Source organism: Bythopirellula sp., from assembly GCF_041737835.1.
Lineage (GTDB): Bacteria > Planctomycetota > Planctomycetia > Pirellulales > Lacipirellulaceae > Bythopirellula.
Map to the genome: position 1 here is coordinate 175,879 of NZ_JBGSQY010000072.1, position 18,971 is coordinate 194,849.

General features: G+C 56.8%; 11 protein-coding genes. 4 read left to right on the top strand and 7 right to left on the bottom strand.

The genetic code is table 11. The annotated features are described in order from the left end of the window. Positions 1–29 precede the first annotated feature (29 nt). The 3 genes from AC6T8Q_RS20065 to AC6T8Q_RS20075 all read right to left on the bottom strand — a co-directional run bounded on the left by AC6T8Q_RS20065 (position 30) and on the right by AC6T8Q_RS20075 (position 3,746). Positions 30–458 carry a PilZ domain-containing protein gene (locus tag AC6T8Q_RS20065; protein ID WP_496920378.1) on the bottom strand — a complete coding sequence of 143 codons (429 nt, stop codon included), beginning with the start codon at positions 456–458 and terminating at the stop codon, positions 30–32. Continuing rightward, complete coding sequence (locus AC6T8Q_RS20070) at positions 428–1,408, bottom strand: HD-GYP domain-containing protein (protein WP_500680777.1); 981 nt, start codon at positions 1,406–1,408, stop codon at positions 428–430. Before AC6T8Q_RS20070 ends, AC6T8Q_RS20065 begins: the two co-directional genes overlap by 31 nt. Before the next feature lie 322 nt (positions 1,409–1,730). Then, positions 1,731–3,746 carry a sigma-70 family RNA polymerase sigma factor gene (locus tag AC6T8Q_RS20075; RefSeq protein WP_500680778.1) on the bottom strand — a complete coding sequence of 672 codons (2,016 nt, stop codon included), beginning with the start codon at positions 3,744–3,746 and terminating at the stop codon, positions 1,731–1,733. Positions 3,747–4,132: 386 nt separating this feature from the next. Between AC6T8Q_RS20075 and AC6T8Q_RS20080 the strand changes: the two genes are divergently transcribed. Beyond that, the gene (locus tag AC6T8Q_RS20080) at positions 4,133–4,357 is read left to right on the top strand and encodes an antitoxin family protein (RefSeq protein ID WP_500680779.1); all 225 of its coding nucleotides are present in this window, start codon (positions 4,133–4,135) and stop codon (positions 4,355–4,357) included. After that, on the top strand, positions 4,357–4,761 hold the full coding sequence (locus AC6T8Q_RS20085) for a type II toxin-antitoxin system VapC family toxin (RefSeq protein WP_500680780.1): 405 nt from the start codon (positions 4,357–4,359) through the stop codon (positions 4,759–4,761). The genes AC6T8Q_RS20080 and AC6T8Q_RS20085 overlap by 1 nt, the downstream gene beginning before the upstream one ends. Before the next feature lie 136 nt (positions 4,762–4,897). Here the strand turns inward: AC6T8Q_RS20085 and AC6T8Q_RS20090 are convergent, their stop codons facing one another. Continuing rightward, positions 4,898–5,425: a hypothetical protein gene (locus tag AC6T8Q_RS20090; RefSeq protein WP_500680781.1), complete on the bottom strand. Its 528-nt coding sequence runs from the start codon at positions 5,423–5,425 to the stop codon at positions 4,898–4,900. A 123-nt stretch (positions 5,426–5,548) separates the two neighbouring features. Then, a complete protein-coding gene (locus AC6T8Q_RS20095; RefSeq protein ID WP_500680782.1) occupies positions 5,549–8,746 on the bottom strand; it encodes an autotransporter-associated beta strand repeat-containing protein in 3,198 nt (1,065 codons plus the stop codon). A 279-nt stretch (positions 8,747–9,025) separates the two neighbouring features. Here AC6T8Q_RS20095 and AC6T8Q_RS20100 point away from each other — a divergent pair, with 279 nt between their 5' ends. Together AC6T8Q_RS20100 and AC6T8Q_RS20105 are read left to right on the top strand one after the other, a co-directional pair. Beyond that, positions 9,026–9,832 (top strand): SDR family NAD(P)-dependent oxidoreductase, encoded by an 807-nt coding sequence (locus AC6T8Q_RS20100; protein WP_500680783.1) that lies wholly within the window; start codon positions 9,026–9,028, stop codon positions 9,830–9,832. Between the two features lie 46 nt (positions 9,833–9,878). Beyond that, positions 9,879–10,568 carry an SDR family NAD(P)-dependent oxidoreductase gene (locus AC6T8Q_RS20105; protein ID WP_500680784.1) on the top strand — a complete coding sequence of 230 codons (690 nt, stop codon included), beginning with the start codon at positions 9,879–9,881 and terminating at the stop codon, positions 10,566–10,568. Positions 10,569–10,591: 23 nt separating this feature from the next. Here AC6T8Q_RS20105 and AC6T8Q_RS20110 read toward each other — a convergent pair whose 3' ends face one another. Together AC6T8Q_RS20110 and uvrA are read right to left on the bottom strand one after the other, a co-directional pair. Further along, entirely contained in the window at positions 10,592–11,566 is a 975-nt protein-coding gene (locus AC6T8Q_RS20110; protein WP_500680785.1) for a hypothetical protein, read from the bottom strand. A 93-nt stretch (positions 11,567–11,659) separates the two neighbouring features. Next, positions 11,660–18,874 carry an excinuclease ABC subunit UvrA gene (gene uvrA, locus AC6T8Q_RS20115; protein WP_500680786.1) on the bottom strand — a complete coding sequence of 2,405 codons (7,215 nt, stop codon included), beginning with the start codon at positions 18,872–18,874 and terminating at the stop codon, positions 11,660–11,662. Between the last annotated feature and the right edge of the window lie 97 nt (positions 18,875–18,971).

Consider the following 18,971-nt stretch of genomic DNA (forward strand, 5'->3'; position numbering starts at 1 on the left):
GAGAGAAAAGAAAACACCCGCAGGAAATTTTACACCTTCAATACCCTCAAGAACTCGCGATACGCGGCGGGGTTCATACTGCTTTGCAGAAACATGCCACCGCAGGCGTAGCACTTGGGTCGCACTCGACGGCAGCGGGAGATCTGCACTTCGAGAGGGCCGTAGTCTGCGAACATCACGGTAACGCGCTCTTTGGGGTAGAGTTGAATCGGGCTGTAGAAACCGGTCCCCATGGGAGAAACGTCGATCGTGTACGCACCGAGGGTTTCGCTGCCGCGTTTCACCGCGACGTGACCACGCACACGAATCCGCCGATAGCGCCGACGGGAATCAGGCGACGTGGGACTCGCTCCACTGATACCGAAGTAATCCTCCTCAGCGCAGGGCAACTCGGCCCGCGCGTGGACGTTCTCCCACATCGGGCTACTTATTGTTGCTGATAGATGTTCTTCCAACATAGCACCACCTTAGGGTCAAAATGTTTCGCCGCATTGTCGGCCAAATAGAGCAATGTCTCGGATACGCGATTCTTACGACGATAGGTTTTCTTGGAGATCATCGTATCGAATACGTCCGCCACGGCCAGGATGCGAGCCCATTCGTGAATCTCTTCCCCTTCGACACCGACGGGATAGCCGCTGCCGTCGAACCGTTCCTGCTGCTGATAAATCATCATCAGCGGGCCGAACTTGACCAGCGAATTATCACACAGCTTCTCATAACCGAGCTGCGGCGACTTCTCCAAGAGCTCGCGTTCCTGCACGGTCAGACGGCCAGCCTTGTGGACGAGATCTTGCGGCATAAAGATCTTGCCGAATTCATGCAGCAGCGCTCCGAACGCGATCTCGGCATGTTCCTGGGGATCGTCCCAGCCCATCTGCTGGGCAAGCAGCACGCAATAGGCAGCGACGTTCACTAAGTGCGTTGCCCGCGAGTCGTCGCGGAGCGATTTTTCATAGAGTTCGCTCGCGGTGACGGGGCTGTCTTTGAGCAAGGTAGCAATTTGCGGACTGATTTGCCGAGCGATATCCACAAACTTGTCGGCATAGATGCGCCTGGCGTTATGTTCGAGCGAATCCCACACGGCGAGTTGCAAGAGAGCGAAACGCTCGGCAATGCCAATGCGATTGTTATATAGGATCGTATCGATGTGTTTTGCGACGCTGGCCGAGGCAAGGGGTAAATCGCCGCGACGGATGAGAATCGTTTGGCGATTCTGCAGCAATTCGGCCTGCTTGGTGCTATATGAAACTTGTGCGCCACGAATGAGCGTCGGCGACATCACGCCGGATTCGCTTGCATAGAGATCGATCTTCGCGAAAGTCGGCAGCTGCAAAGCATGACCGGGAATCGACACATAACCGTCGATTTGAGAGTCATTCTTGTGTTCGGAAACAGCAGCGCTCACGGCATAACTCGCGGATCGTACCCGCTGGTCAAGCGCTATCCACTATGGTTCACCTCCGACCAGTCACACTAAAATAGGTCACCGTTTTTTGGCGTCAAACACCACCACCCGGAAGTGCGGGAACGATTGTACCGTCTCTATGCTCAGTAGGAGTAGTAGCTTGCGCAATCGTTGCAGAACAACTTGCACGCGGAATGCATAATGTGAGCCGTGAGGCGGAAGTATCAGGTTTTCCAAATTCCTGACGGTGCAGCTAAGCACCCGCCGCTAGCGCGTTGCGGCTCAGTTCTTGAATCGACGCTAAATAATCCGCTCGCCGAGTTTACTTCTCTTCGACCGGGGCGGCGTCAATGCCCACCGGAGTGCTGTACGAAGGCTGTGGTATTGTCAGGTTTGAACCTTGTATCGGAAAAGTTGGCTGCAGCATACGGCGCTGGCGAGTCACCTGAACCTTTGCATCTTCAACAGTTTTCGTGAGTTCTTTGAGGATTGCTTTTTCGGCATCAATGACCGTCATGCCGGCGATCTTAACTCTTCCATAGGCTGCCCCAAGTGGCACCGTACCACTAGGTTCAATTAAATATGTGCCTTCGATGGGCTTATCGGGAAGTACGCCGATGGCTTCAATCGTAATCTGATCGCCCGGCTGGAGTATGCCGGGAGAGGTACTGCCACTTTGCCCCCAAGCAGCGGCCAGTTCACTCGTCGTTGCGGCTTTCGCCTCTTTGGCGGCAACGGCGGAAAAAATTATGGCTTCGTTCTTGGCGTGTTTCGCCGTCTGCTTGGCATATGCCTTGGCTTGTTCAGCATGCTGGGCGGCTTGCTTCTTGATGCCCTCGGCTTGCTCCTTCATCGCTTTCTCAAGTTGCTTAATCTCTTCCCTTTGGCGTTCGACCTGCATCCGCAATTCTTCCGCCTCGGCCATCAACAACTTCTTGCGCGACTCCCTGAGCAAGACTTCCTTTTCTTCGCCTTTAACATCAAACGATTCGATCTCTAGCACTTTACTCTCCAGTTGCAACTCCGCAACCTTGGCTTCGTGCGTTCTGAGCTTTATGTTTGCCTCGAAATTCAAACCACCAAGTTGGATATCAAGCGGCTGAGCGACGGGATAAGGCTGCGGATAGTAAACAGGTGTTGGCGGTTGGGCCGGATACATATTGAGAGGCACCGGGGTCTGAGGCACTCTCACTTCTACCGGTTGCGCAGTCCGTGGCGGTGCGACACGTCGCTCTAGAACGAGAACACCCTTCTCACCTTTTTTTTGTGCATAGGCCAATTCCCTACTAACCTCGACTTCAAAGTTTTTACCCGTAACCTGTTTGTTCGGCTCCTTCTTCTCTTCGGCCACTTCTTTGCCGACGGTCACTTCGACGGCGGCTTCATCTTCGCCCGTGACGTTGGCCGTGATTTGCACGGTATTGGCTGCGGTGAGATCGATCGCTTGCGCTGTTGATAGGCCTTTGCCGCCATCGCCTGCTGAATCAATGGCGAGGCTCGCCGAAACGGCTCCTAATAAGGCAACACCCAACACAACGGGTTTGGTAAACGATGCAATGGTCATGGCGACTGTTCCTTGATGAGCGAGTTGAATCACTTGGGACGAAACGGTGGTCGAAATTTTCGCGGCCGAAGCGGCACCGGCGGCCCAACCGGCCGCGCCGGTCACGGTGATGCCAATCAGCTTCGGAGTCACGGCGGCGGTCGCGGTTTTCAGCGGCAGCGACATCGTTCCCATGGCAACCGACAAGCTAAACCCGCGGCGAATCAATCGATGCCGCAGCACTTGCCGGCCCCGGGCCAAACGCCCTTTGATCGATTCCAGCGAGCAGCCGAGTTCGTCGGCAATCACGCGGCGGCTTTTACCTTCCAAATAACACAGGATCAGCGGTTGCTGATATTGTTCGGGCAATGTGTGCAGTTCTTCCATCAACACGGCCCGTTGTTCGTGCTGCTCGATCGCTTGGAACTTGTCGTCAATCGACGACAATTCCTCGGCGACCAATTCAGAAAGTGGTTTGGGCTTCGAGGCCATCCGCGCACGCAACGCGGTGCGGTAGGCCACGCGATACAGCCAGCCGCAGAGCGAATCGCTCGAACGGATCGACCGTGCTCGCTTGGCGAGAATAAAGAACGTCGATTGAAAGGCGTCTTCGATCTCGTGATGCTCACGCAGCACTTGCCAGCAGACGGCCCAAACCAAGCGGCCATGCTTTTCGACCAAAGTGGTGAAGGCGGCCTGATCGTTATGCCGCGCGAACCGCATCAGCAACTCGCCATCGGTGATAGCGATGGCTGGGATCAGCGTCTTGGCGGCGGGTTGTTGTGTCAGTTCCATGGGCTCCTCTACACCAATAGAGTCGCTGGCCGCGGCAAGCGGACCGCAAATTTCGAGAAAATTTCCGTAGCCGTGGTCGCCGACCTCGGATTTTCAGCGATTTTCAACCAAATTCTTGTGGCTGCGGCCTAAATCCTGTGGCTGAGGTCTGTGACTTCGGGCCTAGATCTCGTGCTGGTAGACGGCCTTACCACTACGGGCTGTGGTTTGGGCAAATCGATCACGCGATTTTTTTGTTGAGGTTCTCTCTCCGTGGCGTGCCGCCAAGAGAGTTCCGGCCCACGCGACATTATCGAGATTTGAGAGGGGAAGGGGAGTGGTCAGTTTTGGCCGGGGGCGCATGTTAAAACTGGACGCATCTCGTTGCCACGAGATATACTACAGATATGAGCGAGCCCATATCCGCCATTTTCGATGCTGGAGTTTTTCGTCCGCTGCAACCTGTGGACTTGCCGAACGGTGCTCGCGCCGAGGTAACTCTCATCACACCCTCAGCAACTACTGCCAATCAATGGCCTGTCGGTTATTTCGAGCAAACTTCGGGCGCACTTACTGGTGAGCAACTTGAGCGCCCCACACAGGGTGAATTGCCACAGCGGGATCAATGGTGATGTCCTATCTATTGGATACCAATAGTTGGATTCACTATCTTAAGCATTCGGACAGTGCTATTCGCACACGACTCGAAGCGCTGCAGCCAACAGATATCTTTTGCTGTTCGATTGTCCGCGCCGAACTACTGCATGGAGCAGAGAAATATGGCAACCGCGACCGCCGCGTGGCGAAGGTCGTCGATACACTTGCACCCTTTGCATCCTTCCCATTCGATGACGATGCGGCGGCACATTATGCACTCATCCGGCATCAACTCGAAATCACTGGCCAATTGATCGGACCGTTCGATCTACAAATAGCAGCGATTTGCTTGAGTCGTGACTTCACGCTCGTTACAAATAACCTGTCCGAGTTTGGGCGTGTTCCGAATTTGAAGGTCGAGGATTGGCTGGCACTTTAAAACCTGGCAAGGCTAATTGAAATTCGCCCGCATTCTCCGGGCGCTCACGCTGAAGGCTCGCTGGTGACGAATCCGACGCTAGCGCGTTTCGGCTCACTCTGAAGAAATGCCGGACATTGACATGTCCGGCTCGCCTTTATGTCCAGAACGGCGGGCTCAGCAGCGTCATCTCAGGATCGGCGGTGGGGTAGAACGCGATGCCGGGGGCGCTCGCTGTGCTGAGATCGCGAGGGTTCCAGCCGAGGACTGTGGCGAGTCGCTCCCATTGTTGGCTTGTTAGGTGTGAAAACACGGCGGTGATTTCTTGCGGATGGTCGACTTCGCCGAAGCCGCGCAAAATCGGGCCGTTACGTTCTCCGGTGAGGATTCGCACGGACCGTTTGTCGCGCACCCGGCCGGTGGGGCCAAAGGTGCTCAACTCGCTGTGGGTGACCTTGAATTCTTTGAGGCTTGGGTAGTTAGCGCTCTCAATCTCGTCGGAATCAAATTGCAAATAGCTAACGAATGCGATGCCCAGCGCGGTGAGATCGGCGGCTTGGGCCTCGTTGCCAAAAGCGGTGAGAGCTTGGGCCGTGAGGGTTCGCATTTCCGGCTGGCTCGACCAAAGGGTGAGTTGCAGCGCCGAAGCGAGGCCGAGATTGTCGACGTTGAAAGTGGGGGGCATGAAGGGGCGTTCTCAATGTGATCGGCTGGGAGTCGTTTAATATAGCCGAAGTTCAACATGCCGTAAAAACTGCCGGGCACATACATGCTCCGGCTCGCCGAAGAAGCCGACTCGAGCCAGTGATTAGACCCGCTGGGAGGCACAGAAGCAGATTGCAAGAGAAACTAACAACAATGCAGCGGGTTCGGGCAAGGCGGTGCTTGTCGCGTTGAGAGAATTAATACCGTAGTTCATCTGCCAGTCAGCCAAATCTCCGACCGAAGGATTGCGCTGCCAAGCTAGAAAGTCACGACCATCCACGTCGCCACCAGCATCAAAATCGCCATCGATCCCGGCCAGAAAGTTCGAAAGCATGACGCGCCCATTCGCATAGTCGTAATCAATTTCAAACGATCCGCTGCCATTGGCGATCGCAATACGCGACCCGTCGGCGACGTTTGCGAATTCCCCGACCAGAGTGCCCGCACCCAGAATTGAAAATGTTTGGGACGATTGGGGGACAAAGCCGCTGGATAGCGAAATCGAAAGATCGCCCAGCAGTTGTGCGGTGCCGGTCACGGCAAGCTTATTAAGCGTTGTTCCACCGGCGATATCCACTTGTAACGAAGCTCCAAACGAATGCTGGTAGTTGCCGGTGATCGTCATCACGCGCTCTTCACCGGGAATTTGGCCTGAGAGAGCCAGGTCGAGTTGCGCGGCCGTCAGATTTGTGTCCGACAGCACAAAGCCATCCAGAATAGTACCGACTTCGCGGCCATAAACGGCGAATTGTTGGATACCGCTGGTCAATGAATAATCGATGCCAGCGTTAAGCGGAGGACTCACTCCCGCGAGAGGAGTCAGCGATGGTGAAACCAAGTTCCAGACCGCTTGATTGCCGGGGTTAGCATACGTCTGCACTTCCTCGTAGTTGCTGGGAGTAGCGAATAGAGAATTCGCCTGTGCGGATACAAAAAAACTATTGTTACCCCCGGTTTGCGTGGCGGGGTCCCCTGGAATCGGCGAGACGGCGGGTTCTGCTGTCCTGGCAAACAAGTAATAAGTCTTCGTCGCGGGGATCGTTAGCGAGGAGCTCGCGATACCAGTGGCCACGGGAAGCGATCCACCAACATTGCTTAGCAGGACGATGCCTCCACCATTCAGATCGGAGCCATTGTAGGATCCTCCCGCGCCAGTTCCATGCTGAGAATTATCAAAGACGGCCCAATCGCTGCCGAGCGAAAGGTCTTCTGCTTGGATGGCCACCACTTGGGCGAGGGGTTGGATTTGTCCTTGGGGAATGACGACTGCCCCTGCACCTGCGGTGACATTGCCAACAATGTTTCCCGCCCCGGTGAGTGTTTTTCCCGTTGAGAGATGAAGTCCACCCACCGCCGAAACATTGAGTGTTGTTCCCGCAGCAAGTGACACACCGCTGGTTTGCGAAAGCGCGCTCCCCGTGACAACGACTTGTCCAGCTTCGATCTGCGTGGGTCCGTTGTAGTTTTTGGCACCAGAAAGTAGGAGCGTGCCGGCTCCGACCTTACGAAGGCCCCCCGAACCAGAAATATTGCCGCTGATCGCTCCGGAATAGCCCGCGGTGTCGAACGTCCCACCGGAAACACCTAAAGAGGTCGGAACGCTGATGTCGGGAACACCAGAAGCACGAAAAGTGCCGCCATTGAGAGACAATAAGGCCGTGCCTCCCGCACTAGCGACGGTGCCAGTCTGAAGTGTTCCTCCCAAATTGACGGTCAGTGTGCCACTCTGGCCCTGGGAACCGATCAAGACCCGGCCCGCCGTTAGCGTGCCTCCGAGATTTCCAAGACCGGCGCCAATTGTGCTCGTGCCGGCGAATGTTACCGTGTCAAATACGTCGAGCGTCCCATCGTTAAGAGAGAATGATCCCCCCACGTTCAAGCGACGGGCAAATGCCTGGCCAGCAGAAAGAGTGACGGCATTGGTCGTGTTAACTTCGTCGGCCAAAGTCGGAACCGCGCCGCCCCAAGTCGATGCCGAAGTCCAGGAACCTACTTGTGCCGTCGTATGTGTCGTGCCGACTGCTCCCAGTTCATTGATGTATTCTTCCAGCCGCGTGTAGCCAAGATTGAGATTCTTCCAATCCGAATTGTTGGCTGGATTCAGCCCGCGCGAAAGTTCCCAGTTGTCCGCCATTCCATCATTGTCGGCATCGGTAATGCGAGCCCGCGGGTTGCGGTAGAGGGGATTCGTGCCGTAATTGGTAAACAGGTCGCTTTCGCGAACAATCACGCCTCCCAGCGTGCCATAACTAGCGACTTCCTGCATGAGACGCGTATCGACCGTATCGCGGACAATCGAGGGGCCAGCGTTCTGCATGACATACGAAACGGCCTGCTGGGCCGTCATGGTAGGTAACGTTGGAAAGGCATGAGGCGTGGTTACTACGTTTGCGCCGGGGTAGGTCGTGTTCAATGCGCCGTCGAGGATGCCATTGCGATTATCGTCAACCCAGTTGTCGTTAGCATAGATATGAAATGAGCTGGTGCCACTGGCAAACGGTGAACTGCCATTGACCGGACCTTCGATGAAGTAATTGCCTTGGACATTGGCACGCGACGTAGCCGTCGTGTCGCCCATGATGTAGCCAGACGATTCGTAGCCATAGACGACGTTGTTGATGAATTCGTTTTCGCCACGGACTTTCGGATTACGTGTCACATTGTCGGCGAACAAGCTCTTGATGATGCTGAACTTTCGTCCGTCCCCAAGCGTCATCAATCCGCCCGTGCTATGGCCCACCACGTCGAGTCCTTGACCGATAATAGAATTCTGGATCGTGATGTCATCGATGACTTGACCAGAATCGGGGTTGATATCAAAAGTACCGTCGACGCCCCATGTAATCGACATGTGGTCGTACATCATATTCGTGCCGCGAACAATGGACGCCGCATCGACGCGACCGGGGGCGGAACCCATACGAACAGCCCAATGCCGGCTAACCAGATTGTTGGCTCCGTGAAATGCCACGCGGTTGCCATACACCTGAATCCCGCCGGGCGCGGTTTGGCCTGCGATCGTGATATTGCTGGCAACAGTGAGAACGCTGTTAAGATTGATGATACCACCCACGTCGAATACGACAAAGCGATTGGGTTGGCTCAGCGCGTCGCGAAATGATCCCGAACCCGAATCGTTGAGATTCGTGACGTGATAGACACTAGCGGCCGAGATATTCGTACGCGCGCCCGTTGCATAACGGCCGAAACCCTCCGCTTCGGGAAAGGCCAACACCTGTGCCTCGGCACGAGCCAGAAATGGTAGGAAAACTACAAGGACAATGATTAGCAAACGTGGCATGAGTATCCGTTCGCAATGAAGCTCTAAAGAAGGCCAAAGAGAAAAGACTATAAGTGATGCCATTCCGGGCCTTTTCTCGATTGTAGTTGCCGCTTGAAAAAACGGGCAATTCACTTGCGAGCGTGGACACCTATTTTGCAAGAATTCCTGCTTAATCTTGTCTGAATTCTGGGACTTGTGGAAATCCCCGGCACTTACGTAATCCCGCTCACCCTCTGTACGATTATGTATTCGAGCCTCGAAGAGGCTGGTTGTAGAGATTCACATGGGACAGCATCTATGGTTGAAGAACAGCAGGCCGGGGGGCGGAAGCCGTTGGCAGTCGTGACCGGGGTGACGGGGGGGATTGGCTACGAGTTGGCCAAGCAGTTTGCCGAGCATGGTTTCGATTTGTTGGTCACCGGGCGGAGTGATTCGATCTTCGCCGCGGCGGAGTCGCTCGCCAAGCCGGGAGCAAAGGTCGAAGCGCTGCAAGTCGATCTCGTGCGTTACGACGAAGTTGAGAAACTCTACGCCTGGATAAAATCGCATGGACCGGTGGAGGCAATCGCGCTCAACGCGGGCATAGGACTAGGCGGCGACTTCCTGCGCGACACGACGCTCGAAGAGAATCTCGATATGATCGCGCTCAATGTGACGGCGGTGGTGCATCTGGCCAAGCGCGTCGGCGAAGATATGGTGCGGCAAAAGCACGGCAAGATTTTGATCACCGCCTCGACCGCCGCGGTGATTCCCGTGCCGTTCTTGTCGGTCTACGCGGGATCGAAGGCGTTTGTGCATACGTTTGCGATTTCGCTAGGAAGCGAGCTCAAAGGAACGGGTGTGACGGTGACATCGCTGATGCCCGGTCCGACGGAAACGGGTTGGTTCAATCGCGCCGAAATGGATGAGAGCAAACTTGGTCGGATGAAGCGCGACGATCCGGCGCAAGTCGCTCGCCAGGGATTCAAAGCACTGATGGCGGGACGGGCGTATGTGATTGCCGGTTCGTTTATGAACCGTCTGCAAGTGCGGCTCGCGAAACACGGTTCGCTGAAGGTGGTGCTGTGGATGAGCAAGTATTTCAGTCGGCCGGATGGGAAGTAAGGATTGGGGGCTGGGATCCGGGGGCTGGGGATTGGAGGAGGATGATATGCAAAAGACAGCGTTGATTACTGGTGCGAGCCGTGGGCTTGGGTTGCAGACGTCGCAGGAACTTCACAAACGCGGCTATCAGGTGATTCTTGGCGTCCGTTCGAATGACGCGGGGGCGAAGGCCGTTCAGACAGTGGGCGGTAACACGCAGTTCGTCGTGATCGACGTCGCTGAATCGGAGAGCATTTTTGCAGCGGCGGAACAAGTTGGCCAGCGTATCAGTCAACTCGATGTGCTCGTGAATAACGCGGGGATCTATCCCGACGAGGGGGTGTCGATTCTCGACAGCACACGCGAACAGTTCCACGAAACTTTTGAGACGAACACGTTTGGGCCGTTGGTGGTCGTGCAGGCGTTTTTGCCGTTGTTGCGAAAGTCGCCGGCCGCGCGGGTGGTGAATATTTCGAGCGGCTACGGGCAACTCGGCGGATTGAGTGCCGACGTGCCGAGTTACTGCTTGTCGAAGCTCGCGCTCAACGGCGTGACGCTGATGCTGGCCGACAAACTGCGAAGCGAGCGGATCGCGGTGAACTCCGTTTGCCCCGGCTGGGTGCGAACCGACATGGGCGGAGCGAACGCAACGCGAAGCATCGAAGAAGGAGCCGCAGGAATCGTTTGGCTCGCCGCCGAAGCCCCGCACGAACTCACGGGAAAGTTCTTTCGGGATGGTGCGGAGATTGAGTGGTGATGAGAGGGGACGGGTGAATGGAGTTAACGCCGGAACTCAAGATTGGCGAAGGCGGTGGAGATGAATGTATCTTCCATGCCGTTGTCGGTGATACCAAAAGAAGGCAAATACCAGTTGATCGAATCGTCGGCATATTGGACGTTGCCGAAATAGTAGCCTGAACAACCCACGTTCAGACTAAATTGTTCGGTGAGTGTTCGACTGATCTGGGCACGTATTTCGCCATAGTAAGATGCAAATTCGTCGTAGTCTTCGTCGTTGACAACCATCGGCTGTAAATAGATCGGTCGATTATACTGTCCAGGTATTAAGTCTTCGCCAACAAGGCTAGTTTGTGCCGCATCCGTTGTGCCGAGTCCCGCCTGTGCAATCCCATTCAAACTGACGGTCCATGGGCCTTGGCTCATGTTCCAAGCGACGCCGATATGCGGCCCCGCCTGCTGATTGTCGACGAAGTTATTGATTGCAAGCCTGCCCAAGACACCGCCGCTTTGCGAATAGCCGTAGAAGTCGTCAAGCTGATTGAAGCGAGCGCCGTAGGACACTTCCCAGACGTGTGTGACTTCATCATCCGTCGGCTCGTCAGACTGTTTAGGACTAAACCGCAAAACTCTTTCTAGTAGTAAGCTTCGCGACTGTATGTAGGAATAGCCTTCTCTGCGAGTAGGAAAACTATTGGAGGAATATATATCATCGAAGTCGCGAGACACACTATTCGGCAGATCAGACGACCCAGAAGAGCTACTTGTCGGTGGAGCCCAAACTTCCAAAAAGGGTCCTAGACTTCCGGCTGTATCAATGCCTTTAGCTACAGCAATTGATTCAATGAAACCGAATTCTTCACCATCATCGGTGATGTTCGCATACCCATTATTGTTGTTATCGAAATTGTCGACGCGGTAGCGTGTGAACGATTCGATTTCAAAATCCGCACGCGCGCACAGACAGAACCACCAAGCGCAGCAGAACCAAACAAGATTGCGAATCTTGACGATCATCGATAAGGCCCGTGACGGCAAAAAGAGAAGTCCAGAAAAGTGGCGGAATGCTAGCGAATACCCCAAGTGGGGGCAACGGCAATCCGCAGGCTCCTACCGCGGGGCGGTGCTAGCTCCGCGGACGGCTTGCAGGTGCTCGGCGAAAAACTCGGCCAGGTCGCCCATGTGGAGATGATCGCTTTTGACGAAGCGAAATTTCACCTGATCGAGCCCCAAGTCGCTGTTGGTGATGGCACGCTGCGAGGCCATCTCGGCGATGCGGCCAGTGGCAAACGCCCCCGCCGGTCCGTTCAAGACGAGATCGATGCCTTCGAGCCGCTTGGTGTGAACGGTCGCCCAGGGTTCGCGGCGACCGGGGACCATCAGGTGGACTACTTGTTGGTTGTTCCAGAGGAATTGGGGACTTGAGGCGGTGTCGTCGCCACCGCCCGCTGAAGCGGGCTCGCCGGAGGCGGTCTCGCCTAGCATTTCCAGGAGTTCTTCGAGGACGTCGATGTTCCAGGCGGGGGCTTTTCCCGGTGGAAAGCCTTTGCGTGCGAGATGCCATTTGCGTCCCAAGACTTTCCAGGGCATCACGTCTTCGGGATTCTGTTGAACACGTTGGGTAAACTTGCGAAACCCGGCGATCGCCTTCTCGAGAAATTTCCAAAACTCGGGGGTGTCGATCTCTTCCCAGCTGTGCGCGCCGATTTCCACTTCCTGGAACGGGCCGCGCAAGTTCTTGCACTTCACACGCGGGCCGTGGCCGTAGGCTTCGACTTCAGGGATATCGTTGAGTGGCTTGAGGTTCAGGTCGACAACCAACTCATCGCGTTGGAAGGTTTTCTTCGCCGTGCGGAACTTGAGTTTCACGAGCCATTGCTCACCAGTGATCGCGTGGAAGAACCAGCCGTCGCTTTTCTTCGGGCCGCAGATTTCCACGATCGTGCGGGTGTTCCAACTTGTGGCGCTGAACCCGCCGGCATCTTGAATCTTCTGCTCGATGACATCCAAAATCTTGCCGTCCCAACGGCACGGGGCACCGCTGCGGCTCACACGTTCGCGGGTGTGCCAACGATGGCCGTCGACTTCCCACGGCATTTTGACTTCAGCACCCAGATCGGCGATTTCAAGATCATCCGTGCGTTCCTCTTCTTCGGCGGCGAAGTTGTAGAGGGCACGCTTCTTGTGCGGTCCCGCGGCGAGAACGGGAGCGAGGGCGAGGGCGGTGTGGGAGATGAATTCGGATTGTGGATTGCGGATTGCGGAATTGGATTTTTTGTTGCGCTTTTCGCCGCCAGCACCGCCCGCTGAAGCGGGCTCGCCGGACACGATTTGTTCGGGGGTGCCGATGCGAACAACTTGGCCGCCGGCGCTGCCGGCTTCGGGGCCGATGTCGATGATCCAATCGGCTTGCTTGATCACGTCGAGATTGTGTTCGATCACCAGCACGGTGTTGCCGAGATCGACCAAACGATGCAGCACTTCCAAGAGCTTGGCGATGTCGTCGAAGTGCAAACCGGTGGTTGGTTCGTCGAGGACGTACAACGTCTTGCCGGTGTCGGGCCGGGAAAGTTCGGCGGCGAGTTTCACACGCTGGGCTTCACCGCCGGAAAGTGTTGCCGCACTTTGGCCGAGTGCTACATAATCGAGTCCCACGTCGCACAAAGTTTGCAATGTGCGGCGGATCTTGGGGATGTTCTCAAAGATTGTCAGTGCTTCGCCGCAGGACATGTCGAGCACGTCGGCGATCGAGCGGCCGCGGTATTGCACTTCGAGCGTTTCGGGATTGAACCGTTTGCCGTGGCAGACCTCGCAATCGACCCACACGTCGGGGAGGAAGTGCATTTCGATGCAGCGCTGACCAGCCCCTTCGCAGGCATCGCAACGCCCGCCGGGGACATTGAAGCTGAACCGCCGCGCGGAATAGCCGCGCAGTTTGGCCTCGGGGAGCTGCGAAAAGAGTTGGCGAATCAACTCGAACACGCCAGTGTAGGTCGCGGGGTTCGAAGAGGGCGTGTTGCCCAAAGCGCGCTGATCGACGCGGATCACTTTGTCGATTTGATCGACGCCGACGATGCGGTCGTGTCCGCCCGGGTTCGTGCTCGCGCGATGCAATGTCTTCGCGAGTTGATTGTAGAGCACGTCTTCGACAAGCGAGCTCTTGCCGCTGCCGCTCACGCCGGTGACGGCGGTCAGCGTGCCGAGTGGAATTTCAACGTCGATGTTCTTGAGGTTATTGTGGCGGGCGCCGCGGATAATGAGGCGAGGCCATTCGCGCTTTGCACGGCCCGTTGAAGCGGGCTCGGCCTTTTTCTTGGCGCGCGACTTCTTAGGTGCAGGCGTATCATCTGATTCAGCTTCATTGCCGATTCGGCGATTCGTGGGCACGATGATCGCCTTCTTGCCGGAGAGATACGGCCCGGTGACGGAAGTACGGCTCTTGGCGACTTCGCTTGGCTTGCCCCGCGCGACGACTTCGCCCCCCAATCGCCCCGCGGCGGGACCGAAGTCCAAGAGTTGGTCGGCGCTTTCGACGACTTCACGGTCGTGCTCGACAACGAGCAGCGTGTTGCCGAGATCGCGTAAGCGATGCAGAGCGGTGATCAGGCGAGTATTATCGCGGGGATGCAGGCCGATTGTCGGTTCATCGAGCACATACAGCACTCCACACAGTCCGCTGCCGACTTGGCTGGCGAGGCGAATGCGTTGTGATTCGCCGCCGGAAAGAGTCGGAGCGGACCGCCCAATCGTGAGATATTCGAGTCCCACTTCGTTAAGGAACTTGAGCCGGTTGCCAATTTCGCGGGTGAGTTCGCCGGCCACTTTCTTTTCGCTGGCCGTAAGTTTCCAGCCTTCCACTTCATCGATCAAACGACCCAGGGGCAACCGGCAATATTCGCCAATTGTGCGACCTTGAAAACGGACCGCCGAGGAATCGTCGCGCAAGCGGCTGCCACCGCATTGGCTGCATTCGATTTCATCGACCAACGAATCGAGCGCTGCGCGCAAGCGAGGTGATACGCGCGAAGCTTCTTCGAGCGCGGGGTAGAGGCCTTTGTATTGGAATTGGAAAGAAGGGGTCTGGGGTGGGAGGTCAGAGGTCGGTTTCTTTGCTTTGGCCTCTGACTTCTGGCCTCTGACCTCTGCCTCAACTTTGATCCACTCGTCGCCGGTGCCGTACATGACGATTCGGCGATGGCGCGGCGAGAGCTGTTCGAACGGCACGTCGATGGGCAAGCCCGTGTGAGCTGAGAGACCTGCGAGCATGGCAGCGAACAGTGGCTTCTTCACGCCGGGCCACGCGAGCACGGCTCCCTCGGCCAAGGTCATTTGGGTGCTCCGCATCAACGCAGCGGGGTTGGCCCCCACTTCGGTTCCCAAGCCTTCGCACGCCCCGCACCAACCGAGCGAATTGTTGAACGAAAAATGATGCGGCGAGAGGGCTTCGAAGCTGCGACCGCATTGGCTGCACACGCGATGCTGGCTGTGAACTTTGGTGACCCAGCGATTTTCAGGTACGTCGGCTTGAGCAATTGCGATGTGCATCACCCCTCGACCCAGCGACAATGCGGCCTCGACGCTTTCGGCCAAACGGCTACGACCCTCTTTGCGAACTGTCACACGGTCGACGACGACTTCGATTTTGTGTTTGCGACGGCGGTCGATAACGGGGGGCTTATCTAATTCAAAAGTTTGATTGTCGATGCGAGCGCGAACAAAGCCGCTGGTTTTGAGCGTTAGCCACAGCTCTTCGTATTTCTGACCCGTCGCGATTTCAAGCGGGGCCATGATGTAGAGCTTCGTGCCGTCGCCTTCAGCAAGGATCGCGTCGATTACTTCGTCGACGCTCTGCGTGCCGATGGGCAGATCGCACTCCGGGCAATGCATCCGCCCGAGCCGTGACATGAGAATACGGAAGTAATCGTAAATTTCCGTGACCGTGCCAACGGTCGAACGGGGGGAATGGCCAGTCGTGCGTTGTTCGATGGCGATGGCGGGGGACAAGCCTTCGATCGATTCAACGCGCGGCTTTTGCAGTTGGCCGACGAACTGCCGAGCATAGGAACTCAAACTCTCGACATAGCGCCTTTGACCCTCGGCGTAGATCGTATCCATCGCAAGCGAGCTCTTGCCGCTGCCGCTCGGTCCGCAGCAGACGGTGAATTCGTCGCGGGGTATTTTGACGCTCACGTGCCGGAGGTTGTGTTCGCTGGCACCTTGGACCACGATGTGCGTGGCTTGCTTGACGGCTTGGCGTTTGGTGGATTTTTTGGGGGTGGTCTTAGCTTTTGGGTCGAGATAGGGGGCGAGGGCGGCGGCGGTGTGGGAGATTTTTACGCCGCCTTTAACACCATTCGCACCGCCCGCTGAAGCGGGCTCGCCCGACACGATTTGCTCGGGGGTGCCGGTGGCGACAATTTGTCCGCCGTGTTTGCCGCCGTCGGGGCCGACGTCGATGATCCAGTCCGCGGTTTTGATTACGTCGAGATTGTGTTCCACGACGAGCACGGTGTTGCCCGCGTCGGCGAACTCGTGCAGCACTTTCAACAGCAACTCGATGTCGGCGAAGTGCAAGCCGGTGGTTGGTTCGTCGAGCAAGTAGAGCGTGCGGCCGGTGGACTTCTTGACCAACTCGCGAGCGAGCTTGATCCGCTGCGCTTCACCCCCGGAGAGCGTCGGCGAGGGCTGGCCGAGCTTCACATAATCGAGGCCCACGGCGTGGAGCGTTTCCAACTTGTGGCGGATCTGGGGGATGTTCTCGAAATGGATGAGTGCTTGCTGGACGTCCATCTCCAACACGTCGGAGATCGATTTGTCCTTGTACTTTATTTGCAGCGATTCGTGATTGAAGCGATGCCCCTGGCAGATGTTGCAGGTGATCCAGACATCGGCGAGAAAATCCATTTCAAGCTTGTTCGCGCCGTTGCCACTGCAGGCTTCGCAGCGTCCGCCGGCGACGTTGAAGCTGAAGCGGCCGGCCTTGTAACCACGCTTCTTCGCTTCGGGGAGCTGCGTGTAGAGCGTGCGGATGTCGTCGAAAACTTTGATATAGGTCGCCGGATTGGAGCGGGGCGTGCGGCCAATCGGGGACTGGTCGATGGCGATCATCTTGTCGAGATGCTCGAGCCCTTCGATGCGGTCGTGCTCACCGGGTTCGCCCTTGCCGCCGTTGAGATCGCGCCGCAAGGCTTCAACCAAAATATCACTGACGAGCGAGCTCTTGCCGCTGCCGCTGGCGCCGGTCACGCAAACGAACGCCCCGAGGGGGATCTCCATCGTGACATTTTTGAGATTGTTGTGGCGGGCGTTGACGATTCTTAAGTAGTGAGTTTCTTTGAATTCACCGCCCGCTGAAGCGGGCTCGCCTGTGAGGCGTCTTTGCTTGGGGACTTCGATCTTTCTGGTGCCGGCGAGGTAGTTGCCTGTGACGCTGTCTTTTTTCTTGGCGACTTCATCGGCTGTGCCGACGGCCATCACGTGGCCGCCTCGCACCCCTGCACCGGGACCGAAATCGATGATTTGATCCGCGGCCCGCATGGTGTCTTCATCGTGTTCGACGACGACAACGGTGTTCCCCTGATCGCGCAAGCGTTCGAGGGTCGAGATCAAGCGGTCGTTGTCACGCGGATGCAAACCAATCGACGGTTCGTCTAAGATGTAAAGCACGCCGACCAACCCACAGCCAATTTGTCCCGCGAGGCGGATGCGCTGCGTTTCACCGCCCGAAAGCGTGGGGGCCGTGCGGTCGAGCGACAGGTAATCGAGCCCCACGTTAGTGAGGAAGCCCAGCCGGCCGCGAATTTCTTTGAGAACTTCGCCCGCGATTTTTTGCTGTGTCGCATCGAGCACGAGCGCGCTGAAGAATTGCTCGGCCTCGTCGATAGGCAAATGACAAACGGCCGGCAAGGTCTTCCGCGCTCCGTCGCCGAAGTATTCATTCGCGGTCGTGAGCGTCACGGAACGGGCTTGCGGGTTGAGCCGCTTCCCTTCGCAATCGGGACAGCCGATCACGTTCATAAACTCTTCGAGTTTGGCGATCAGCGCTTTGCTTTTGGCGTTGCGATACTTTTCTAACTGTTCGGGAATCAACCCCTCGAACGTGCCGCCATATTTCTGCGAACTCTTGCCCGCCCGCCAAGTGAAAGTAATATGCTCGCTGCCAGTTCCCCACAGCCAGAGATATTGCTGTTCGGGGGTGAGGTCCTGCCACGGCGTGTCGGTGAGGGCATTCTCGGGCAATTCGAGCTTGCGCTCCATCGTCTCGGCAACACCTTTGTAAATGTGTCGCTTCCAACGTCCAAGATCCTTCCAAGGGCCAATGAGTTCGATGCAACCCTCGGCGAGCGATTTCTCGGGCGCGGTGACGAGCTTTTCGGGATCGAAGCTGAACATCGTCCCCAGGCCATCGCACTCGAGGCACATCCCCTGCGGGCTGTTGAAGCTGAACAGTTGCGGCGAGGGGGGTTGGAAGCTCAAGCCGCAGTGATTGCAGGCGTAGTCGGCGGACATGAGGATGTCGGTGACATTCGCATTTCTTTTGCGTTTGGTGATAGGCTCGGCGTCCTCGCCGCGCGCTGAAGCGGGCTCGCCGGCGGTTTTGGGTTCTGAATCCTGAGCGATGATCAGATTCCCTTCGCCTAATTTGAGGGCGAGCTCGACGGCTTCGGCTAGGCGGGTGCGAATGTTGGGTCCGTTGACTAGGCGGTCGATGACGACTTCGATGTCGTGGCGCATCTGGCGGTCGAGCGAAAGATTATCGGAAAGCTGAACGACATTGCCATCGACACGAGCTCGCACGAAACCTTGCTTGAGCAGGTCTTCGCACAGATCGCGGAACTCGCCTTTTTGTCCGCGCACGATGGGGGCTAGGACCAAGAACTTCGTCTTGTCGGGAAGCGCCTGAATTCGGCCGATAATTTCTTCGCGCGATTGGGCGGTGATTGGTCGGTCACACTTTGGGCAGTGTCCTTGACCGACGCGAGCATACAGGACGCGCAGGAAGTCGTAGATCTCGGTGATCGTGCCGACGGTCGAACGCGGATTGCTGCCTGCGGCTTTTTGTGCAATCGAAATCGACGGGCTCAAGCCGCTGATGTGATCGACGTCGGGCTTGGGCATCTGCCCGAGGAATTGCCGTGCGAACGTGGACAGACTTTCCACGTAGCGGCGTTGTCCCTCGGCGTAGAGCGTGTCAAACGCGAGCGAACTTTTCCCACTGCCGCTGACGCCAGTCAGGCAAATGAGTTTGTTCCGGGGGAGGATCAGGTCGACGTCGCGGAGGTTGTGTTCCCGCGCGCCTTTGATGATGATATCCGAGGCGGGCATACGTCCGTGTGTGGTTCCGGTTGGGGCCTGCTAGCCGCGTTTGGAAATAGCGGAAATAGCGAACCAACTATTATAGCGAGTTCCCCGCCGGAGGCGA

What these genes read in the sequence shown, in the direction of transcription:
- AC6T8Q_RS20065 (WP_496920378.1), bottom strand. Translation starts at nt 458, where the DNA reads ATGTTGGAAGAACATCTATCAGCAACAATAAGTAGCCCGATGTGGGAG.
- AC6T8Q_RS20105 (WP_500680784.1), top strand. Translation starts at nt 9,879, where the DNA reads ATGCAAAAGACAGCGTTGATTACTGGTGCGAGCCGTGGGCTTGGGTTG.
- AC6T8Q_RS20100 (WP_500680783.1), top strand. Translation starts at nt 9,026, where the DNA reads ATGGTTGAAGAACAGCAGGCCGGGGGGCGGAAGCCGTTGGCAGTCGTG.
- AC6T8Q_RS20085 (WP_500680780.1), top strand. Translation starts at nt 4,357, where the DNA reads ATGTCCTATCTATTGGATACCAATAGTTGGATTCACTATCTTAAGCAT.
- AC6T8Q_RS20110 (WP_500680785.1), bottom strand. Translation starts at nt 11,566, where the DNA reads ATGATCGTCAAGATTCGCAATCTTGTTTGGTTCTGCTGCGCTTGGTGG.
- AC6T8Q_RS20080 (WP_500680779.1), top strand. Translation starts at nt 4,133, where the DNA reads ATGAGCGAGCCCATATCCGCCATTTTCGATGCTGGAGTTTTTCGTCCG.
- AC6T8Q_RS20075 (WP_500680778.1), bottom strand. Translation starts at nt 3,746, where the DNA reads ATGGAACTGACACAACAACCCGCCGCCAAGACGCTGATCCCAGCCATC.
- AC6T8Q_RS20095 (WP_500680782.1), bottom strand. Translation starts at nt 8,746, where the DNA reads ATGCCACGTTTGCTAATCATTGTCCTTGTAGTTTTCCTACCATTTCTG.
- AC6T8Q_RS20090 (WP_500680781.1), bottom strand. Translation starts at nt 5,425, where the DNA reads ATGCCCCCCACTTTCAACGTCGACAATCTCGGCCTCGCTTCGGCGCTG.
- uvrA (WP_500680786.1), bottom strand. Translation starts at nt 18,874, where the DNA reads ATGCCCGCCTCGGATATCATCATCAAAGGCGCGCGGGAACACAACCTC.